Below are 21,022 nucleotides of genomic sequence, written 5' to 3'. Positions count from 1 at the left end.
CCGGAGTCCACAACCCCCTACCGGAGCACCCCATGCCCAACCGTTCCCTCACCGGCAAGGCCGTCGTCATCGGCGGCGGCGCCAAGAACCTCGGCGGCCTGATTTCGCGCGAGCTCGCCGCCGGCGGCGCCGGCGCGATCGCCGTGCATTACAACAGCGACGCCACCCGCGCCGCGGCCGAAGAGACCGTCGCCGCGGTGCGCGCGGCCGGCGCCGACGCCTTCGCCCACCAGGGCGACCTGACCCGGCCCAGCGAGGTCGCGGCCCTGTTCGACGCGGCCAAGGCGCGGTTCGGCAAGCTCGACATCGCCATCAACACCACCGGTATGGTGATCAAGAAACCGCTGATCGAGGTGACCGAGGACGAATACGACCGTATGTTCGCGGTCAATTCCAAGGCCGCGTTCTTCTTCATCCAGCAAGCCGGCAAGCAGCTCGCCGACGACGGCAACATCTGCACCATCGTCAGCTCGCTGCTGGCCGCGTACACGCCGTTCTATGCGGTCTACCCCGGCAGCAAGGCGCCGATCGAGCACTTCACCCGCGCCGCGTCCAAGGAATTCGGCGAACGCGGCATCTCGGTCAACGCGGTCGGCCCGGGGCCGATGGACACGCCGTTCTTCTATCCGGCCGAATCGAAGGAATCGGCCGCGTATCACGCCACCGCCGCGGCGCTGAGCAGCCGCACCAAGAGCGGGCTGACCGAGATCGCCGACATCGCGCCGCTGATCAAGTTCCTGGTCAGCGACGGCTGGTGGATCACCGGCCAGACCATTTTTGCCAACGGCGGGTACACCACTCGTTGAGGCCGCAAACGCTGAGGCGGTAAGACCGGCGACGCGTGCGTGCACGCCGCATGCACGCGCCGCGGCCAACCATGAGCGCGGTGAATGGTTGGCTGCGCACGAGGCGCCGACAACCGCGGCAACGTGACAACGACCCAAACGCCATCGACACAGGGGATCGGCATGCACACGGTACTGGTGATACTCGGCGGTTTCGCCCTGCTGGCGTTGTGCCTGCTGGCCGCGCGCGTGTTGGTCGGCCCCGGCACGGCGCCGCTGCGCAGCGCGATCAGTATCTTCCTGCCGCTGTGGCTGATCGGCGCGGGCATCAACATGGCGGTCGGCGTGATCCATGCCGGTTACAGCGTGGCCGAGGAACTGCCGATCTTCCTGCTGATCTTCGCCGTGCCGGCCGCGGTCGCGCTGCTGCTTGGGTGGATACTGTCGCGAACCCGATCCACGCCCTAGCCCAAGGCCGCGCCATGACCGACTTACGCCCCACCCTGCTGCGCAGCCGCGAAGGCCACGCCAAGGTCGGCTACGCCGAACTGTTCTTCGACCTGGTGTTCGTGTTCGCGGTGACCCAGCTGTCGCACACCCTGCTCGAACACCTCAACCCGGTCGGCGCGCTGCGCACCGGCCTGTTGTTCCTCGGTGTGTGGTGGCTGTGGATCTATACCTCCTGGGTCACCAACTGGCTCGATCCTGAGAAAGTGCCGGTGCGGATCATGATCTTCGCGCTGATGCTCGGCGGCCTGCTGCTGTCGTCGTCGCTGCCCGATGCGTTCGGCGAACGCGGGCTGATCTATGGCGCGGTGTTCGCCAGCATGCAGGTCGGCCGCAGCGCGTTCATGCTGTGGGCGTTGCGCGGCGGGCGCAGCCCCGGCAATTTCCGCAACTTCATCCGCATCACGTTATGGCTGCTGGTATCGGCGGCGTTCTGGATCGGCGGCGGCCTGGCCGAACCGGAGGCGCGGGTCGGCTGGTGGCTGATCGCGGTTGCGATCGAATACCTCGGGCCGATCGCGTTCTTCCGCGTACCCGGGTTAGGCCGCTCGACCCTGTCGGACTGGGACGTGGAAGGCGGCCATCTGTCGGAACGCTGCGGCTTGTTCATCATCATCGCGCTCGGCGAATCGATCCTGATCACCGGCGCGACCTTCGCCAAGCTCGACTGGAACCCGACCACGGTCGCCGCGTTCTGCATCGCCTTCCTCGGCAGCGTGGCGATGTGGTGGATCTATTTCGACAGCGGCGCGGCGCGCGGCGAACACCGCATCGCCCATGGCGACGACGTCGTCCATCGCGCGCGCCTGGCGCGTTTGGCCTACACCTACATGCATCTGCTGATCGTCGGCGGCATCATCGTGTGCGCGGTTGCGGACGAGCTGGTGCTGGTCCACCCCGATCACGCCGACGCCGCCGGCATCGCCGCGATCGTCGGCGGCCCGGCGCTGTATCTGCTGGGTTGCGCCTTGTTCAAATGGGTGACCAACACCCGCCGGTTCCCGCCGATTTCGCACTGCGCCGGGTTGCTGATGCTGGCGGCGCTGTGGTTCGCAAGCTCGCCGCTGCACTTGTCGGCGTTGATGCTCGGCGCGGGCACGACGCTGGTGTTCGTGATCGTGGCGGGATGGGAGACGGCGGCGTTGCGGCGCGGAGCGGAGACCGCGGCGCACTGAGCCTGTGGTTTTTCGTTCCGACGATTTGCTTACAGGTTGCCACCGCGATTTATCACGCGATTTATCAAGTAATTCACCAAGTGATTGACCAAACCCTGCGCGACGAGTCCACGAAGACTTTTGTGAGAGGGGCTTGAGCCCCGACGCGGTTCGATCCGAAGCGGTGGATGTTCGCGATCTGAGCGGAAAGCGTCGGGGCTCAAGCCCCTCCCACAAAAGACCTCGGTGCATTCCTCTTGCTTGGGGCGTCGATCAGAACCCTTGTTTGTAGCGGTTTCCCCCGGCACATCGCGCTTATCGCGGCGGCGTGAAGGCCCAAAACCGCGAGTCTGTTAAAATCGCTCCGCTCCGCGCACCGCACCGGACTCATACGTCCGCTTGCGCCGTCACCGCTACGGCCATGGCTCGCAGCGCGGATCGCAACTTGTCGGTTGTCAGCCTTGCGTCGAATCACCCGCTGGATGCAGCGGTGATCGCGCGTGCTTCATGCGCGCATCGGCGCGGCTGTGCCTCATGCCTGTCAACGCGCCGCGCGCGTCCGGCACGCCTCACGCGCGCGATGCATTCGCGCGCCTGTCTGGAGTGGATTTTGGTTTTTCGACTTTCAATCGTCCTGCTCGCCGCGCTGGTCGCCGCCGGCGTGCTGGCCCCGCAATCGTTCAACGAAACGATCCAGCACGCGCTGTCGCTCACGGTGGCGCGGGCCGGCTGGCTGTACCTGTTGATCGTGTTCGCCTCGCTGCTGTTCCTGCTGTATCTCTCGCTCGGTCGCTTCGCCGACCTGCGCATCGGCGGCGACGACGCCGAGCCGGAATTCTCGCGCCTGAGCTGGCTGTCGATGCTGTTCGCCGCCGGCATGGGCATCGGCCTGGTGTTCTGGGGCGCGGCCGAGCCGGTGTCGCATTATCTGCATCCGCCCGAAGGGCTGACGGCGCAGAGCATGCCGGCCGCGCGCGCGTCGATGCGCTACGTGTTCTTCCACTGGGGCCTGCATCCGTGGGCGGTGTACGCACTGGTCGGGCTGGCGATGGCCTGGTTCCAGTTCAACCGCAACGGCCGCGGCCAGATCAGCGATTTGCTGCAACCGGTGATCGGCCGTTGGCACCGGCGCTGGCCGGGCCAGTTGATCGATGTCGCCGCGGTCGTCGCCACCGCGATCGGCGTGGCGACCACGCTGGGCTTCGGCACCGTGCAGATCAGCGCCGGGCTGGCGCGGGTGTTCGGCCTGAGCGTGACCCCGGCGCTGCAACTGTGCGTGGTCGCGGTGGCGTTCGCGCTGTACATGGCTTCGAGCCTGACCGGCCTGCACCGCGGGATCAAATGGCTGAGCAATCTCAACCTCGCCCTGGCCGCGTTGTTGCTGGCGTTCGTGCTGGTGGCCGGGCCGACCAGTTTCATCTTCGAGACCTTCACCACCACGCTCGGCAGTTATATCAATCAACTGCCTAACATGAGCCTGCGCATGGCGCCGTTCTCACGCGATCCCTGGGTCGGCGAATGGACGATCTTCTACTGGGCGTGGTGGATCGCCTGGGCGCCGTTCGTGGGCAGCTTCATCGCCCGCATCTCGCGCGGCCGGCGCGTGCGCGAATTCGTGTTCGGCGTGGTGCTGGTGCCTTCGCTGATGAGCTTCGTGTGGTTCGCCGCATTCGGCGGCAGCGCGCTGTGGGCGCAGATGTTCGGCGGCGTCGATCTGGCCGGCGCCTTGAGCCAGGGTTACGAGCAGGTGCTGTTCGCTGTGCTCGAAAGCCTGCCGTGGGCGCCATTGTTGACCGCCGCGGCGATCGCCTTGTTGATGCTGTTCTTCGTGACCTCGGCCGACTCGGCGACCCTGGTGCTGGCCAGCATGTCCAGCGACGACCGCGCCGATCCGCCGATGTCGCGGCGCGCGACCTGGGGCGTGATCCAGGTGCTGATCGCGGTCGCGTTGCTGCTGGCCGGTGGCCTGGATGCGTTGCAGGGCGTGATCATCGTCGCCGCATTGCCGTTCGCGCTGCTGCTGATGCTGATCATGTGGTCGCTGTATCGGGTGCTGGATCAGGACTACCTGCACAAACAACGCGAGGCCGCGCGCTTCCGGCATGCGATGCAGCGCTGGCTGGCGCGCGAGAAGGACGTTGTCGCGCCGGCCTAGCGGCGCGCAGATCGCCCGGCCCGCACGCGGCCGAGCGCGTGTGCCGCGCTGCGTGCGGGCGGCTGCGCGCGAAAGCCGGCGCAACGCCGGCCTGAGCGATGGCGGCTTGCGACGGCGCAATCGGCGGCGGACGATCGGGCGGCGACGGTGCCGGCCGGGAGGTTGCGCGATCGGGCGACTGGGCGCGTGCGCTTACACCTCCAGCGTCATTCCCGGCCGCGCCAACGTCACCTCGGTGCCGAAGCGTTCGCCGATTTCCCCGGCCAGCGCTTCGCGCGCCTTGTCTTCGCCATGCACCAGCACCAGCGGCGGATGGCCTTCGATATGGCCGTACCACTCGATCAAACCGTTCTGATCGGTGTGCGCCGACAAGCCGCCGATGGTGTGGCGCTGCGCTTCGGCGCGGGTGTCGCGGCCGTGGATGCGTACCCACTTGGCGCCTTCGACCAGACGCCGCCCGATCGTGCCCTCGGCCTGGTAACCGACGAACACCACATGGGTCTGCGGCTTGCCGAGGTTGTGCTTGAAGTGATGCAGGATGCGGCCAGCGTTGGCCATGCCCGAGCCGGCGATGACGATCGCGCCGCGTTCGATCTGGTTGATCGCCATCGACTCCTGCGCCGATTCGGTCAGCCGCAGGTTCGGCAGATGAAACGGATCGGGCTTGTCTTTCCACACCCGCAGCGCGTCTTCGTCGAACAGTTCGACATGGCGGTCGTACACGCCGACCACCTTGCTCGCCATCGGGCTGTCGAGAAAGATCTTGAAACGGCCGACGTTCCACTCGTCCCAGTATTTGGCGAACCAGTACAGCAGTTCCTGGCTGCGGCCGACCGCGAACGCCGGGATCAGCACATTGCCGCCGTCGTTCCAGGCCGCGTCTAAAATGCGGCCGAGTTCGAGGATGGTTTCGGCGCGGTCCTTGTGCAGGCGATCGCCGTAGGTCGATTCCATCAGCACCAGATCGGCGCTGTCGATCGGCGCGGGGTCGCGCAGGATCGGCGTGCCTTTCGGCCCCAGGTCGCCGGAGAACACCAGCTTGCGGCCATCGGCGAACAGCTCGACCACCGACGAACCCAGGATGTGCCCGGCCTCGCGGAACTGCACCGTCACGCCCGACAGGATCTCGCGGCGCGTGTCGTAGGGCAGCGGCTGCACCCGTTGCATGGTCGCTTCGACATCGTCGCGGGTGTACAGCGGCAGCAGTTCGGCCTCGCCGTGCGCGCGTCTGCGGTTGCCGCGCTCGGCTTCGCTTGCGGCGATCGAGGCCGAGTCCAGCAGCATGATCCGCATCAGGTCGGCGGTCGCGGCCTGGGCGAAGATCGGCCCGCGAAAACCGCGCTTGACCAGCAGCGGCACCCGGCCGATGTGATCGATATGAGCGTGGCTGATCACCAACGCATCGAGCGTCGCCGCATCGAACGCGAACGGATCGAGATTGCGCAGTTCGGCCTCGGGGCTGCCCTGGATCATGCCGCAGTCGAGCAGGATGCGATGGCCGGCGGCTTCGACTTCGTGCAGGGAACCGGTGACTTCGCCGGCGGCGCCGTGAAAGTGGACGCGCATTGCAATCGACTCCTTCGCTGAGTGCGGCGGCCGGGCGCGGCCGCAGTGTGGGTCTGGAACTTAGCATGCAGGCGATGCGGGCGAGGTCGCGCCCTAGGTCCGGGGGTGAAACCCTCCGATCCCGCTCACCCACATGACTGACGACACCCTTCCCCGCGCGCGAACGGGTTTATCGTCGGCCGATCACGTTGAGGGCCGACGACGACGGGCCGCATCGGGAGCCATCGCCAGTCACGCAGGCGTCGCAGCCGCGGGCGTTCGCGCCGTCGCCGCTGCATCGTGGCCGCCGCCACGCCGGCGTTTCGTTCACAACCCCGATCTGCGCCACGTCAGATCCTTCCCACGCCCGTCGGCCCGGAGTTCCAGTGATGCCCATGAAGTCGTCCCCCCTGCTGCTGTCGCTGGCGATCGCCGCCGCGCTCGCGGCCTGCAGCAAGCCCCAAACCCCGGCTCCGGCCGCGAGCGCGCCCGCCGCGAAGCCCGCCGAAGCCACCGCGCTCACGATCGACGAAAGCCAGCTGCCGCAGCCGGTGCGCTTCGCCGTCGGCGATCTCGATCCAACCAAGAACGCCTGCGACAACCTCGGCGAGTACGTCAACGGCCGCTGGTTCGCCGCCAATCCGATCCCGGGCGATCGTTCGTCCTGGGGCGTGTCCGACGTGCTGGCCGAACGCTCGCTGGCGGTGCAGCACCAACTCGCGCAGCAGGCCGCCGCCGATCCCAAGGCCAGCGGCGTGGAAAAGCTGATCGGCGATCTGTGGTCGACCGGCATGGACGAAGCCAGGATCAACGCTCAGGGCCTCACGCCGGTGCAGGCCGACCTGGCCGCGATCGCCGCGCTCGACAGCCCGGACAAGATCGCCGCCTACCTGCGCAGCAGCGCCGCGCAAGGCCACAACGTGGTGTTCGATTTCGGCGCCGAGGCCGATTTCAAGAATTCCTCGATGAACATCGCCTTCGCCACGCAAGGCGGCCTGGGCCTGCCCGACAAGGGCTACTACTTCGACAAGGACAAGCACGACAAGCTCGCCGCGTACCAGCAGCACATCGCCAAGGTGCTGGCGCTGTCGGGCGTCGCCGCGGCCGATGCCGTGCAGCAGGCCAAGGCGGTGGTCGATTTCGAAACCCGCCTGGCGCGCGCGTCGCTGTCGAGCGAACAGCTGCAGCGCGACGTGGCGCTGTACTACCAGCCGATCAGCGTCGCCGCGGCCAACGAACTCACGCCGAATTTCTCTTGGACCAAGTTCTTCGAAGCGCAGGGCGTGGCCACGCCGGCGCAGTTCTCGCTGGCGATGCCCGACTTCCACAAGGAGGTCAGCAAGATGATCGCCGACACGCCGGCGGCGACCTGGCAGGCGTATCTGCGCTATCACACCGTCGACGACGCTTCGCCGTACCTGGCCGACAATTTCGTCGCCGAGCATTACGAGTTCCACAACAAGACCATGCGCGGACAGAAAGAACCCAAGGCGCGCTGGAAGCGCGTGCTCGGCGACATCGACGATCAGGCCGGCGAAGCGATGGGCCAGTTGTACGTCAAGGTCGCGTTCCCGCGGGAGTCCAAGGCGCAGATGGAAACGCTGGTGCAGGGCCTGCGCACAGCGCTCAAGGCGAGGATCGAGAATCTGAGCTGGATGAGCGAGGAAACCAAGAAAAAAGCCCTGGAAAAATGGGCCAGCTTCACGCCCAAGATCGGCTATCCGGACAAGTGGCGCGACTGGTCCGGGCTGAAGACCGACCGCGACAGTTACTACGCCAACGCCCAGGCCGCCAATCGCTTCAATTACCAGTGGAACCTGAGCAAGATCGGCAAGCCGGTCGACAAGACCGAATGGGGCATGTCGCCGCAGACGGTCAACGCCTACTACAACCCGCTGCAGAACGAGATCGTGTTCCCGGCGGCGATTCTGCAACCGCCGTTCTTCGATCCCAAGGCTGACGAGGCCACCAACTACGGCGGCATCGGCGCGGTGATCGGTCATGAGATGACCCATGGTTACGACGACCAGGGTTCGCGTTTCGGCCCCGACGGCAATTTCAACAACTGGTGGACGCCGGCCGACGCCAAGGGTTTCGCCGCGCGCAGCGAAAAGCTGGTGCAGCAGTTCGACGGCTACCAGGCCGCGCCCGGGCTGAAGGTCAACGGCAAGCTGACCCTCGGCGAGAACATCGCCGACCTCGGCGGCATCGCTACTGCCTACGATGCGATGCGACTGGCGGTCGGCGACACGCCCGATCCGAAGACCGACGGCCTCAGCCGCGACCAACGTTTCTTCTACAGCTTCGCTACCAGCTGGCGCGATCGCTATACGCCGGACATGCTCAAGGTGCTGGTCAATTCCGACCCGCACGCGCCGAGCGATTTCCGCGCGATCGGCGCGCCGTCGAACCTGCCGGCGTTCGCCGCGGCGTTCTCGTGCAAGCCCGGCCAGCCGATGGTGCGCGGGGCTGGTGAGCAGGTCGTGATCTGGTGAGATGTTGAAAAAACAGTGGAGAGGAGTGAGGAGTGAGTGGGAAGCGCGCAGCGGCTCACTCGTTTCTCACTCCTCTTTCTCGTTTCTCGGCCCTCCCGGATGGGGCAGGAACGAGTGGAGAGGAGTGAGGAGTGAGTGAGCGGCGAGGAGCCGCCTTTACTCACTCCTCACTCCTCACTCCTCACTCCTCACTCCTCACTCCTCTCAACTCGTTCCTCGCTTCCCGCCAGACGGGGCAAAACTGAACAGCCCCCGCCCCACCCCACATGACCTTCGACACCCTTCTCACGAGCGGAACGGGACTATCGTCCGCCCGTGTCCTGGCTACGACCTCACCCGTGGTCGGAAATCCGCGACAATTCCCGATTCGTTTCTCGCCTATGCCTTCCCGGCTGGAGCCCGCTGTGACCTTCAAGAAACCGCAAGTCCTGCTGTTGTCCCTCGCCATCGCCACGGTCGTGGCCGCCTGCGGCAAGACCGAAGCCCCCGCGCCGGCCGCCCCGGCCGACACCGCCGCCGCCACGCCCGCCGAGGCCACCCTCAAGCTCGACGAAAGCAAGCTGCCGCCGGTCAACCGCTTCCTGGCGACCGACCTGGACACCACCAAGGACGCCTGCACCGACTTCGGCGGCTACGTCAACGGCAAGTGGCTCGCCGCCAACACCATCCCGAACGACCGCACCTCGTGGGGCGCGTTCGAAATGCTCGATGAGCGTTCCAACGCCGTGCAGCGCCAGCTCGCCGAGCAGGCCGCCGCCGACACCAAGGCCACCGGCGTGGAGAAGATCGTCGGCGACCTGTGGGCCACCGGCATGGACGTGGCCAAGGTCAACGCCCAGGGCCTGGAGCCGCTGAAGGCCGACCTGGCCAAGATCGACGCGATCGACAGCCCGGAAAAGATCGCCGCCTACCTGCGCGATGCCGCCGCGACCGGCGACAACAACCTGTTCGGCTTCGGCGCCGAAGCCGACTTCAAGGATTCGGCCAACAACATCGCCTACGCCTCGCAGGGCGGCCTGGGCCTGCCGGACACCACCTACTACACCGACGCCAAGCACAAGGACAAGCTCGCCGCGTACGAAGTCCACGTCGCCAAGGTGCTGGAACTGGGCGGCGCCAAGCCCGAAGACGCCGCCAAGCAGGCCAAGGACGTGATCGCGTTCGAAACCCGCCTGGCCAAGGCCTCGAAGTCGCGCGAACAGCTCTCGCGCGACGTCTCGCTGTACTACAACCCGGTCAGCCCGGCGCAGGCCGACGAACTGACCCCGAACTTCTCCTGGACCAAGTTCTTCGAATCGCAGAAGGTCGCGCTGCCTGAGAAGTTCTCGCTCGCGGTGCCGTCGTTCCACCAGGAGGTCAGCAAGATGATCGGCGAACTGCCGGCCGCGCAGTGGCAGGCCTACCTGCGCTTCCACGCGATCGACGGCGCCTCGCCGTACCTGTCGGAAGCCTTCGTCAACGAAAGTTTCAACTTCTACAACAAGACCCTGCGCGGCCAGAAGGAACTCAAGGAGCGCGGCAAGCGCGTGCTCGACACCATCGAAGGCCAGACCGGCGAAGCGATGGGTCAGTTGTACGTCAAGGTCGCCTTCACTCCTGAGTCCAAGGAGCGCATGCAGGCGCTGGTCAAGAACCTCAGCGAGGCCCTCAAGGCGCGCATCGAGAACCTGGCCTGGATGAGCGCGGACACCAAGAAGAAGGCGCTGGAGAAGTGGGCGAGCTTCACCCCGAAGATCGGCTACCCGGACAAGTGGCGCGACTGGAGCGGCCTGAGCACCAGCCGCGACAGCTACTACGCCAACGTCAAGGCGGCCAACGAATTCAACTACAAGTGGAACCTGAGCAAGATCGGCAAGCCGGTCGACAAGACCGAATGGGGCATGCCGCCGCAGATGGTCAACGCCTACTACAACCCGTTGCAGAACGAGATCGTGTTCCCGGCCGCGATCCTGCAGCCGCCGTTCTTCGATCCCAAGGCCGACGACGCCACCAACTACGGCGGCATCGGCGCGGTGATCGGCCACGAAATGACCCACGGTTACGACGACCAGGGCTCGCGTTTCGGACCGACCGGCAACATGGAAGTTTGGTGGGCGCCGTCGGACGCGAAGGCGTTCTCGGGCCTGACCGACAAGCTGATCAAGCAGTTCGACGGCTATGAAGCCGCGCCGGGCGCGCACGTCAGCGGCAAGCACACCCTGGGCGAGAACATCGCCGACCTGGGCGGTCTGGCCACCGCATACGACGCGATGAAGAAGGCCGCCGGCGATACCCCGGACCCGAAGACCGACGGTTTCACCCGCGAGCAGCGCTTCTTCCTCAACTGGGGCACCGTGTGGCGCCGCAACTTCACCCCGGAAGAGCTGAAGGTGCGTCTGCAGACCGACGAGCACGCGCCGGCCAACTTCCGCGCGATCGGCGCGCCGTCGAACCTGCCGGCGTTCGCCGCGGCGTTCTCGTGCAAGCCGGGTCAGCCGATGGTGCGCGAAGGCGACAAGCAGGTGGTGATCTGGTAATCGGATCGGCGCGGTTCTCGCGCTCAATCTGACGTAGCCAACGAAGGCCCGGGATTCCCGGGCCTTCGCTTTTCTGGCCGTGGAGATCGGACGAGATTGCGTCACCTTGCACCGGGCCTGAAGGCCTCACCCAAACGCCCTGGCCGCCGCGAGGTCTTTTGTGGGAGGGCCTTCAGGCCCGACGCCTTTCGATCAGACGACCCGAATACTCGACCACTCGATTCACCCTTCCCGCCAAGCCCGGCAGCGGGAATCGAAAGCGCCGGTCTAGTCGCTCCAGCTCAAATACTCGCCCTGCGCGGCGGCGAAAAACCGCATCCGCGCCGCGACGATGTGGGCGAACCACGGGCGATGGACGCCTTCGACCGCGAAGCGGAAGACCTCGCCGCCGTTGCCGTCGAAAAAGCGCTCGCGCATCTCGTCCGGCAAGGTGGCTGGATCGACTTTCGAAACCACCTGCGCGTCGGTAGCGGTGCGCCAGGTCATCGGGCAATCGAGGTAGCCCACATCGCCGAACTCGATCTGCAGCTGGTAGCCGCAGCTCACGTCCAGGGTGCCGCGGACGATCAGGCTGACCTCGTCGTACGCGACCAGATGGAAGTCCATCCACGGGTAGGCCCGGATGGCCGCGTCGAGCGCGTGCTCGCCGGTTTTGTAGTCTGGGGTCATGGGTATCCGGATGTACGCAACGCGTCGCCGAGTCTACTTCGATCGACTGCCCGTCCTGTCCAAACGTCCTGTTCAAGCGCCCTCTCCCGCTTGCGGGAGAGGGCTGGGGTGAGGGCCGCGCCTCAAGCAGCGACACTTCACATCCCGCGCACCCTCATCCGCCCTGCGGGCACCTTCTCCCGCATTGCGGGAGAAGGACCGCGCACGTCGAAGCTGCGGCCTGCTAATCACCGGCCGTGCGACGACCATGCTCCCTCTCCCGCTTGCGGGAGAGGGCTGGGGTGAGGGCCCGCCTCAAGCAGCGACACTTCACATCCCGCGCACCCTCATCCGCCCTTCGGGCACCTTCTCCCGCGTTGCGGGAGAAGGACAACGCACCGTCGAAGCTGCGACCTGCCAATCACCGGCCGTGCAACGACCATGCTCCCTCTCCCGCGTGCGGGAGAGGGCTGGGGTGAGGGCCCGCCTCAAGCAACGACACTTCACATCCCGCGCACCTCATCCGCCCTTCGGGCACCTGCTCCCGCGTTGCGGGAGGAAGGACCGAATGCACCGTCCCACCACAATCGCAACACCCCGCCCCAACCGCCAAACCCGTTCATCGCCTCACCCGCCCCAGTTGTTAAACTCCCGCATCCCCAGGATGGAATACGCGATGTCGACCCTACGCCCGCTTGCCTGTGCCCTCGCCCTGAGCCTGATCGCCGGCCTGGCCTCGCCCGCCGCCGATGCCGCCAAGAAGAAGGCCGCCGCCAAGCCGAAGGCGCCGGCCGCCGCCAACGCCTGCAGCGATTTCTACGCCAGCGCCAACGCCGACTGGCTGCGCGCCAACCCGCTGTCGGGCGCCGCTTCGGTGTCCTCGCTGGAAACCCTGGCCGCCAACGCGCGCCGCCAGCAGCTGGAACTGCTCAACAGCGCGATGACCGCGCCGCAGGGCAACGTGCAGAAGCTGCTCGGCGACTTCTGGGCCAGCGGCCTGGACGAAGCGGCGGTCGAACGCGACGGCTCGCAGCCGATCGCGCCGCTGCTCGGCCGCATCAACGCGATCAAGAAGGCCAAGGAAATCCCGGCCTCGATCGCCGCGCTGCATCAGGTCGGCATCCCGGTGCTGTTCAACTTCGGCGCCGACATCGACCTGCAGGACCTCGACCGCCACATCGGCTACTTCAGCCAGGGCGGCCTCGGCCTGCCCGACCCGGCCTATTACACCCGCAGCGACGCCGACACCCGCCAGTTGCTGGGCCACTACAACAACTACGTGCAGAAGATCCTCACCCTGACCGGCACGCCGAAGGAAAAGCTCGCGGCCGAGTCGCAGCAGGTGATCGATCTGGAAACCCGCATCGCGCGCGCGTCCAAGGCGCTGCCGGACCTGCGCGATCCGCGCGCCAACTACGCGCCGGTGCAGGTCGCCACCCTGGCCAAGACCTACAAGGGCCTGCAGCTGGCCGACTTCCTCAAGGCCCAGGGCGTCAGCGACGACAGCGTCTCACTGGCCAACCCGCAGCTGTTCGCCGAACTCGACAAGCTGCTGGGCAGCCTCAAGCCCGACCAGTGGAAGACCTACCTGCGCTGGCGCGTCGGCGATTCGATGGCGCCGTACCTGGCCAAGCCGTTCCGCGAGGCCGAATTCGATTTCCGCGGCAAGGTCCTGCGCGGCCAGCGCGAACAGCCCGCGCGCCAGCAGGCTGTGCTCGACGCGATCACCCTCGCCGCCGGCCCGATGGTCGGCCACGAATACGCCGCGCGTTACCTGCCGGCCGCCACCGACGCGCGCGCCGAGCAGATCGCCTCGCAGGTGCGCGAAGCTTTGGGCAAGAACGTCGACGCCGACACCCGCTTCAGCGAGGCGGTCAAGAACGAAGCCAAGGCCAAGCTGGCCAAGCTCAAGATCGAAGTCGGCACGCCCAAGCGCGACCTGGACTACACCGTGCAGCCGATGGGCCGCGGCAGCTTCGGCAGCAACATGCTGATCGCCTCGACCTGGCGCCATCGCGAGGAAATGAAGCGGATCGGCCGCGGCAACGCCGACCGCCGCTGGGACGTGCTGCCGCAGGAGCCGTCGCTGGCCTACGACATCGCCCAGAACCGCCTGATCGTCACCGCCGCGATGCTGCAGGCGCCGGTGCTCGACATGAGCAAGCCCGAAGCCGCGCAGTACGGTTCCTACGGCGCGCTGGTCGGCGCCGAACTGACCCACGGCATCGACGGCCGCGGCCGCTACGTCAACGCCAAGCAGGAAGTGCGCGACTGGTGGACCCCGGCCGAAGTCGCCGCCTGGGAAGCGCTCGGCAGCCGCGTCGCCGCGCAGTACAGCGCCGAACCGTATCCGGGCCTGACCGCGACCAAGATCAACGGCGGACAGGTGCGCGAAGTGGCGATCGCCGATCAGGCCGGCGTCGAACTCGCCTGGTCGGCCCTGCACGCCGCCCAGCCTTCGGCCAGCAAGGACGCCAACCAGGCGTTCTTCCGCGCCTGGGCCGGCCTGTGGGCGCAGCAGCTGAGCCCGGAAGTCGCCGCTCAGCGCGCCGCCACCGGCATCCACGCGCCGGGTCCGGCGCGCACCAACGTGCCGCTGTCCAACCTGCCGGCGTTCGGCGAAGCCTTCGGCTGCAAGGCCGGCACCGCGATGCAGCGCAAGGCCGATCAGCAGATCAAGATTTTCTGATTGGTGGGCGGCGCGGCGATGCGCCGCGAATGCGATGACGCGAAAAGCCCGGCGCACGCCGGGCTTTTTGTTGGGCGATGGTGATTCGTCGTAGTCGGGGTGTCGCGGTCGCGGCTCACGCCACTCCTACAGTTTGAAACGTAACTGACGTATCACCCTGTAGGAGCGGCGTGAGCCGCGACCGCGAACCATCACCTTCCGCGCAGACCTCATCGCAGCGATGCACCCGCATGCGCGACGCCAGGCAACGCGCACGAATCAAAGCAACGTAAGCGTCCGCACCTTCGAGGTCTCACTGGCGATATCCATCACCCGCCCCTGATGATCGAACAGCAATACCCCGCCCTCGTACTCGCGCGTGCGCAACGCCGCCAACGGCCAATCGATGCTCGCCGCCACATCCGCCTGCGACGGCCGCACCAGATGCAATCGCATCGCACGTTCGCCGCGCAACCACACCAGGCAACCCTGGGTCAGCGGGATCACACCGTGCCCGCCGAGCTCGCCCGGCGGCGGCGACAGCCGCATCTGGAAATCGCGCGTGCCCCAGGTGTAAGCGAAGCGGACAGCGCCATCGTCGTCCTGGGTCAGTTGCAGCGGCAACACGCCCATCGCCGGATGCAATTGACGGAAACGTCCGTCCTCGACAATCGGATCGCGCGACAGCAAGCGCCGCTGCGGCGCGTTGCGATAACGCCACAGCACCTGCTCGCGATCGCCGCGCACCAGGAACGATTCCTCGATCGGGAAGAATTCCGCCGCGATCACCGGGCCGCCCAGATCACCCACGCTCCACAGCACGTCCAGCGACGCGCGCGCCGCGTCCACCACCATGATCCGCTCGCCTGACACCACCGACCAGGCGATGCCGTCGAAACGATAGGCGAAGAACTGCAGCGGCATCGCGCCCAGGTCGGTGATCTCGTGATGGGCCAGATCCAGCCGCGCGATCCGCGACACCGAATCGCGTTGCGCGATCGCCAACGCGATCTGGCCGCTGTGGCTCATCACGAACCGGTACGCGGGCACCGCATAACTGCGCACGCGCCGGCCGCTGCGATCGACCACCGCGGCGCCGGCCTCGCCCAACGCCACCAGATAGCGGCCGTCGCCGAGCGCGGCCACGTCGTGCGGCGATTGCAGGCCCGGCGCCTCCGGCGCGCTCGCGTTCAACGCCCCCGTCGTCTCCCACAAACGGCGCCGGCCCGGCGGCGTCGGCAGCGACCATCCGGGCAGATCGGCGCTGAGCCACGGATCGTCGGCCAACTTGCGCAAGCGTTCGAGCTGCCCGCGCTCGATATCGTTCGCGCACGCCGCGCGATCGGCGGCCAGTGCGGGCAACACCTGGGCCGCGAGCGCGCGCAGCGCGGGATTGGTTTGCTTGACCTCGGCAAGGTCGCGGCCCAAGGCTTCGCGCGGCGCCGCAGGCGAGGCCGGATCGGCCAGGCGCGCGATGCGTTCGGCGTAGTGCTGCACGGTATCGGGCAACAGACTCGCGCGTTGCACCAGCGCGCGCGCGGACAATTCGGCGCCGGCCGCTTCGGCCGCCAACAGCCAGCGCCCGGCTTGCTCGCGCGCCTGCGGATCGGGCCACACCGCGTCGACCGCGGCCAGCCACAGGCCCTGCTCGGCCAGCGCCTGGCCCCACTCGCCGCGCAGTTGCCGCGCCTGCTGCGGATGGCCGTTTTCAAGCAGCGCGACCGCCGCGGCGAACGCATTGTCGCGACGCGCGACCAGCACCGCGCGCTCGCGGTCGCCGGCCAGCATCAGCAGGCGGATGATGAGGTCCGGCGCCATGTCCCAGCTCAACGCCAGTTCGGCGGCCTGGGCGAAACGCTCGTGCTTGACCAGATAGTCCAGCGCTTCGTTGCGCGCGCTCAGCAATTCGGCGAGCACGAACACCGCTTCGTCGATCTTGCCCTGGCGATCGAGTTGTTCGAACGCGTTGCGGTACAGCTTGCGCAGGCGATCGCGCGCGCTGTCGCCGAAATCGATCGAGGTCGCCGCGCCGTTGCCCTGGCTCAGGCTCAGGCTGTCGCGCCGGCCCGGCGCACTGAACGCCTGCCCCAGCGACTCGCCGCTGCCGTCGATCGGCAAGGCATTGCGCAAGGCCTCGATGAGATCGCCGCGATCGAACTGCTCCATCAGCCGGCGCAGGTACGCGCCGTGACGCATGCCGATCAGCCGCGACGCGCGGCTGGCGATGGCGAAACGCACCAGCATGTCGCGCCAGCGTTGCGGCACGATCGACGGATTGCGCGGCCGAACGCTGCCGCCGCCGGTGCCCACGCCCCGGCCGTTGTTCGCCGCGCCGCCACCGCCACCGGCTGGCGCACCGCCGCCCGACAAACCGGGAAAACGATGCAACAACCAGTCGGCCATGCGGTCGCGCGTGCCGACCGCGCGTTCGCGCAGGCTCGGTTTTTCGCTGGAGAATCCCTCGCCAATGGATTTTCCGCTGGCGTCCCTGCCCGCGCCGCGCGCCGCCGCATCACGCAGGAACGCTTCGCGCTCCTGGCTCGGCGGTGGAATCTTGTCCCCCAATACTTCGCGCAAGGGTTTGCCGGTCAAGCGTCCGGCCTTGGGCAAGGCCAGGCTGCGGCGGCCGTCGTAGGTGTCGTGCAACGCGTAGTCGTCGATGTCGATCACCAGCGACGGATCGAGCGCCTGCGCCTTGGCGAACTGCAGCGCCTGCAACTGTCCGCCGATCACCAGATGCACATCGCCCGCGTCGAGCGAGGCGCGTTCCTCGTCGGTCAGCGGACCGGCATACAGGCCATGCGCGCCGACCCGGCGCAAAGGCGTGCCGCCGGCGAATTCGCACTGCAGCATGCGCGGCGCTTCGAAGCACAGCACGTCGCCATGGTCGAACCGCCATGCGCGGCAACCCGGCATCCATTCGCGCAGCACGCGTTCGCTGCGCTGCTCCGGCGACAGCCAATCGGCGGCCAGCCACAGCCCGTCGACCGTCTGCCGGCCGCGCCAGATCGGGTAGCGCACGTTCGCGCGGGTGGTCGGCTCAGTCATCGCCGCCTCCGGCATACACCAGCACGCTCTTGGCGCGATCGCGCAACACCACCAGCCGGCCTTGCAGATCGATCAGTGCGATCGCGTCGCAATCGGTGGCGACGCTGATGGCCGAAATCTGATAGGGCGATTCGTACAACGTCGCGCGGCCTTGCGCACCGATGCTGACCACCGCTCTGCGATCGGGTCGCAACGCGATCAGGTCGAGTTCGTCGGCGTCGTTCATGCTCAAGCCCACGACCTTCCAGTCCGCCGGCAGCACGATCTCGTGATCGGCCGACTTGGCCCGATGCTTACTGCGCAGGAACACGCGCCAGATGCTGGAGCGCTCGCCGCCATGACCGCCCACCGGCTGTTCCACGCAACAGCCGCCATGCCAGCCGGTGCCGAACCAACGCCCCCACAGGAAGCCGGCGCGGGCTTCGCCCGTCAGCGTGATCTTTTCCAGGAGTCGACCGGTTTGTGCACCCAGCAGCTCGCAATGCAGCTCGTTGCCCAACTGGCGCAAATGCAAGGCATGTTCGTTGCCGGCATGGGCGATCGCCAGAGCGCGGCCGGCGAAGATATCGTACTCCGCGCGCGGCGCGCCGAAGTTAGTCTGGGTCCACGACAACAGCCGCCCCTGGCCGGACAGCAACAGCAAGCGTGCGTGCGGGCGGGCAATCGACGTTCCCCTGAGCACGACGCAGGGCAACCACCGCGCCCGGCTGGCCGCTGGATCGAATTCCTCCACCGGCGGCAAATCGAAGCCGCGCAGCGGCGCGAGTTGCCAGAATTCGAGTCGCTCCGAATGCGCCACCACCCCGCCGAAATGCCGGCCGACCAAGGTCGCCGCCAGCAGCGTTTTGCCTTTGGCCCAGCGAGTGATCTTCGGCGGCGATTGCGCTCGCATCGTCGCGCGCGGCAGCCGGTAGACGTTGGCGGCGTTTTCCCCGAGCAGCGGCACGGCGACGCTGTGACCGTCGAACGAAATCAACGGCGGTTGCTTCAGCGACAACCTGCCGGCGCCGGACAGCACCGACTCCTCGCGTAAGACCGACGCGAACTGCCCACGCAACAGGCGTGACGACAATTTCGGATCCGGCAGATTCAGCCGTCCCTCGCGCCGCGCCTGCCGCGCGGCGATCACGATCGCCAACTCGCTTTCGCTCGCGCGCTGCACATCGACGCGATGGCCCAGGCCGTAGCCGTGCGCATGCGAGCCGATCGACCAGCGCTCGCCCGGGCTGGGTTGCGCCGCGTCCAGCCATTGCTGCCATTCGCGTTCGTGATCCTCGCGCGGCGGCGGCAGTCCGGCCTGCGCCGCGCGCTGCCACGCGGCTTCGCCGCCCGGGGTGAAGCTGCGTTCGCTCAACAGCCGCTTGAGCGCATCGGCGTTGTCGGCGTCGAACAACTCGCCCGGCTTGCCGAGCACGCCCCAGGCGAAGCGCGCCTTGGCCGCCTGCGCGCGCTGCGCCAGCAGGATCCACATCGCCACATGCACCAGACGCGGCGCGCCCAGTTGCGAGGGGCCAGTGTCGAACACCGCCACGGTCAGCGCATCGACTTCGCGCGCGACCAGTTTCGGCGACAGGAACAGATGCTCGCCGGCCGCGGCGCGGCGATCGAATTCTTCCGGCACCACATCGGCCATCGCCCATTCGCTCAACAACAGGCGTTCGTAGCTGCCACGCCGGCGCAGATCGTCGATGCCCTCGGGCTCGACCGCGCCGCGCAACGCGCGCATGCGGAACGCGCCGAGCATCGGATGCAGGCGCAGCATCAATTCGCCGAGCACGCCGGCCAGTTCCGGGTCGAACCACCCCAGCCAGGCATGCCACGGTTTGAGCGTATCGGGCAGGCGCATCGCTCAGCTCCGCCAATGGGCGCGGATCTGCGCGATCAGCGCCGCCGTCGCCGGCAAGGCGCGATGCAGCGGCACGATCTGCGCCGGTTCGCGCAGCAACAACAACGGCGACTGCGGATGCCGGCGCGCGATCGCGCGATGCAACAGGTCCAACGGCAGGTCGGGACGTTCCACCGTCGACAGCCACAGCGCCGGCGCATCGGCGCGCGGCGCGACATAGGCCACGCCCTCGCTCCACGGCAGCGATTGCGCCGCGCCGGTCACGATCACCGCATCGTCGTTGGCGGTCAGCATCAGGCGCTCGCGCACGGCCTCGTCCAGACGCTCGATCGCGTCCAGCAGCCCCTGCGCCGCCGCGCCGACCCCGACCGCGCCCTGCGGCGGCGGCGGATCGGCTTCGCTCCGCCAACCCCACTTCATGTCGGCGTCGCGACCCGTTCGATCAGCCGCGCGCGTTCGGCGGCGAGTTCGGAAGGCAGCGATTTCGCGTCGAAATTCGCATCGATCTCGCGCAGCAACGCTTCGGCGATGGTCGCCGCGCCAGGTGCGTCGGCGCCGACCTGCAGACAGCTGCGCGCGGCTTCGACCAGACGCGCGGCGCGCGACACCGGCTGCAGCACCGCGTGTTCGACCGCGGCGCGCAGGGTCGGATTGGCCGCGGCCGACATCGAATCGCGCAACACGTCCTGGGCGCTGGCCTGCGCCTCGCGCGTCGGCATGACGTAGAACAGCGGCCACAGGTCGGCATCGGTCGCGGTGTCGCGGCCGGCCAGCACGGTGGCCGCGGCGATCAGGCGCTGGACCTTGACGATGCGGCGGTCCGACAGGCTCAGGCCGGCGCCGCGCAATTTACGGATCGCATCGGCGAGCAAGCCGCGCGCGTGGGTCAGATCGACCAGCGGCACGCGCCGGCTGAGTCCGTCGATGTCCGACAATTCGGTGCGATGCGCCAGCGGCGCGCGCTCGGACTGCCAGCCGCCTTCGAGCAAGGCTTCGAGCTGATGATCCGGCACCGGCTCGACGAACAGATGCAGCAGGAAACGATCGGCGAACGCGGCCAGCGATTCGTCGTCGGGCAAGGCATTGGCCGCGCCGACGCACACCCGCAGCGGGCATTCGATCTGGGTGTGACCGCGGCGGAAACGGCGCTCGTTGAGCACGCCGAGCAAAGTGTTGAGGATCGCGGTAGAACCCAGGAACACTTCGTCGAGGAACGCGACCTCGGCCTCCGGCAGCATGCCGCTGACATCGGTCTCGACCACGCCCTCGCGCAGCCGGCGCAGGTCGACCGGGCCGAACAGTTCCGACGGCTCGGTGAAACGGCCCAGCAGGTATTCGAAATAACGCCCGCCCAAGGCGCTGGCGACGCGGCGCACGACCGCGCTCTTGGCGGTGCCGGGCGGGCCGAGGATCAGCAGATGCTCGCGCGCGACCGCGGCGAGCACGATCAGTTCGGCGAGCTGCTCGCGTTCGATCAGGCCGACGGTGGCCGAATGCACGGCATCGCGGACGCGGGCCGCGGCCTGCTGCGCGGCGGAGGGTTCGATCGGAAGAGTCATGGAGTGGACGGCCTGGATCCTTGGCGGCCCGCGCGGGGCGGACAACGGCGACGTGCGGACGGGACGCGGCGCGCGTTCGGCTTGCGACCGGCGCCA

13 protein-coding genes are annotated in these 21,022 nt (G+C 67.6%); 7 read left to right on the top strand and 6 right to left on the bottom strand.

Annotated features, from left to right (window positions below):
• The first annotated feature begins 32 nt into the window (after positions 1-32).
• The 4 genes from AC3A4T_RS06595 (at position 33) to AC3A4T_RS06580 (ending at position 4,601) form a co-directional block, all read left to right on the top strand.
• A complete protein-coding gene (locus tag AC3A4T_RS06595) occupies positions 33-806 on the top strand; it encodes an SDR family oxidoreductase (RefSeq protein WP_487674659.1) in 774 nt (257 codons plus the stop codon).
• A gap of 162 nt (positions 807-968) precedes the next feature.
• Positions 969-1,253 carry a hypothetical protein gene (locus tag AC3A4T_RS06590; RefSeq protein ID WP_487674658.1) on the top strand — a complete coding sequence of 95 codons (285 nt, stop codon included), beginning with the start codon at positions 969-971 and terminating at the stop codon, positions 1,251-1,253.
• A 14-nt stretch (positions 1,254-1,267) separates the two neighbouring features.
• Positions 1,268-2,467 carry a low temperature requirement protein A gene (locus AC3A4T_RS06585; protein ID WP_487674657.1) on the top strand — a complete coding sequence of 400 codons (1,200 nt, stop codon included), beginning with the start codon at positions 1,268-1,270 and terminating at the stop codon, positions 2,465-2,467.
• Positions 2,468-3,056: 589 nt separating this feature from the next.
• On the top strand, positions 3,057-4,601 hold the full coding sequence (locus AC3A4T_RS06580) for a BCCT family transporter (protein ID WP_487674656.1): 1,545 nt from the start codon (positions 3,057-3,059) through the stop codon (positions 4,599-4,601).
• A 192-nt stretch (positions 4,602-4,793) separates the two neighbouring features.
• Here the strand turns inward: AC3A4T_RS06580 and AC3A4T_RS06575 are convergent, their stop codons facing one another.
• Positions 4,794-6,167: an MBL fold metallo-hydrolase RNA specificity domain-containing protein gene (locus AC3A4T_RS06575; protein WP_487674655.1), complete on the bottom strand. Its 1,374-nt coding sequence runs from the start codon at positions 6,165-6,167 to the stop codon at positions 4,794-4,796.
• 368 nt (positions 6,168-6,535) lie between these two features.
• Between AC3A4T_RS06575 and AC3A4T_RS06570 the strand changes: the two genes are divergently transcribed.
• Positions 6,536-8,641 (top strand): M13 family metallopeptidase, encoded by a 2,106-nt coding sequence (locus tag AC3A4T_RS06570; protein WP_487674654.1) that lies wholly within the window; start codon positions 6,536-6,538, stop codon positions 8,639-8,641.
• A gap of 428 nt (positions 8,642-9,069) precedes the next feature.
• Positions 9,070-11,157 (top strand): M13 family metallopeptidase, encoded by a 2,088-nt coding sequence (locus AC3A4T_RS06565; protein ID WP_487674859.1) that lies wholly within the window; start codon positions 9,070-9,072, stop codon positions 11,155-11,157.
• A gap of 267 nt (positions 11,158-11,424) precedes the next feature.
• On the opposite strand, the gene AC3A4T_RS06560 is transcribed toward AC3A4T_RS06565, so the two are convergent.
• Positions 11,425-11,826, bottom strand: coding sequence for a hypothetical protein (locus tag AC3A4T_RS06560; protein ID WP_487674653.1), 402 nt, complete (start codon positions 11,824-11,826; stop codon positions 11,425-11,427).
• A gap of 655 nt (positions 11,827-12,481) precedes the next feature.
• Between AC3A4T_RS06560 and AC3A4T_RS06555 the strand changes: the two genes are divergently transcribed.
• Positions 12,482-14,494: a M13 family metallopeptidase gene (locus tag AC3A4T_RS06555; protein WP_487674652.1), complete on the top strand. Its 2,013-nt coding sequence runs from the start codon at positions 12,482-12,484 to the stop codon at positions 14,492-14,494.
• Positions 14,495-14,752: 258 nt separating this feature from the next.
• Here AC3A4T_RS06555 and AC3A4T_RS06550 read toward each other — a convergent pair whose 3' ends face one another.
• The 4 genes from AC3A4T_RS06550 to AC3A4T_RS06535 are packed head-to-tail and all read right to left on the bottom strand — an operon-like array spanning position 14,753 to position 20,926.
• Positions 14,753-17,521, bottom strand: a complete 2,769-nt coding sequence (locus AC3A4T_RS06550) for a bpX6 domain-containing protein (RefSeq protein ID WP_487674651.1) — start codon at positions 17,519-17,521, stop codon at positions 14,753-14,755.
• Positions 17,514-19,367, bottom strand: a complete 1,854-nt coding sequence (locus AC3A4T_RS06545; protein WP_487674650.1) for a hypothetical protein — start codon at positions 19,365-19,367, stop codon at positions 17,514-17,516. Before AC3A4T_RS06545 ends, AC3A4T_RS06550 begins: the two co-directional genes overlap by 8 nt.
• A gap of 3 nt (positions 19,368-19,370) precedes the next feature.
• Positions 19,371-19,787, bottom strand: a complete 417-nt coding sequence (locus AC3A4T_RS06540; protein WP_487674649.1) for a bpX5 domain-containing protein — start codon at positions 19,785-19,787, stop codon at positions 19,371-19,373.
• Positions 19,784-20,926, bottom strand: coding sequence for an AAA family ATPase (locus AC3A4T_RS06535; protein ID WP_487674648.1), 1,143 nt, complete (start codon positions 20,924-20,926; stop codon positions 19,784-19,786). The genes AC3A4T_RS06540 and AC3A4T_RS06535 overlap by 4 nt, the downstream gene beginning before the upstream one ends.
• Between the last annotated feature and the right edge of the window lie 96 nt (positions 20,927-21,022).

The organism is Lysobacter sp. Soil_N_51, assembly GCF_057655755.1.
The sequence above is the reverse complement of the archived record's forward strand: the minus strand, read 5'-3'. Positions and strand labels throughout refer to the sequence as shown.

What these genes read in the sequence shown, in the direction of transcription:
- AC3A4T_RS06590 (WP_487674658.1), top strand. Translation starts at nt 969, where the DNA reads ATGCACACGGTACTGGTGATACTCGGCGGTTTCGCCCTGCTGGCGTTG.
- AC3A4T_RS06550 (WP_487674651.1), bottom strand. Translation starts at nt 17,521, where the DNA reads ATGACTGAGCCGACCACCCGCGCGAACGTGCGCTACCCGATCTGGCGC.
- AC3A4T_RS06555 (WP_487674652.1), top strand. Translation starts at nt 12,482, where the DNA reads ATGTCGACCCTACGCCCGCTTGCCTGTGCCCTCGCCCTGAGCCTGATC.
- AC3A4T_RS06570 (WP_487674654.1), top strand. Translation starts at nt 6,536, where the DNA reads ATGCCCATGAAGTCGTCCCCCCTGCTGCTGTCGCTGGCGATCGCCGCC.
- AC3A4T_RS06540 (WP_487674649.1), bottom strand. Translation starts at nt 19,787, where the DNA reads ATGAAGTGGGGTTGGCGGAGCGAAGCCGATCCGCCGCCGCCGCAGGGC.
- AC3A4T_RS06560 (WP_487674653.1), bottom strand. Translation starts at nt 11,826, where the DNA reads ATGACCCCAGACTACAAAACCGGCGAGCACGCGCTCGACGCGGCCATC.
- AC3A4T_RS06535 (WP_487674648.1), bottom strand. Translation starts at nt 20,926, where the DNA reads ATGACTCTTCCGATCGAACCCTCCGCCGCGCAGCAGGCCGCGGCCCGC.
- AC3A4T_RS06575 (WP_487674655.1), bottom strand. Translation starts at nt 6,167, where the DNA reads ATGCGCGTCCACTTTCACGGCGCCGCCGGCGAAGTCACCGGTTCCCTG.
- AC3A4T_RS06595 (WP_487674659.1), top strand. Translation starts at nt 33, where the DNA reads ATGCCCAACCGTTCCCTCACCGGCAAGGCCGTCGTCATCGGCGGCGGC.
- AC3A4T_RS06545 (WP_487674650.1), bottom strand. Translation starts at nt 19,367, where the DNA reads ATGCGCCTGCCCGATACGCTCAAACCGTGGCATGCCTGGCTGGGGTGG.
- AC3A4T_RS06585 (WP_487674657.1), top strand. Translation starts at nt 1,268, where the DNA reads ATGACCGACTTACGCCCCACCCTGCTGCGCAGCCGCGAAGGCCACGCC.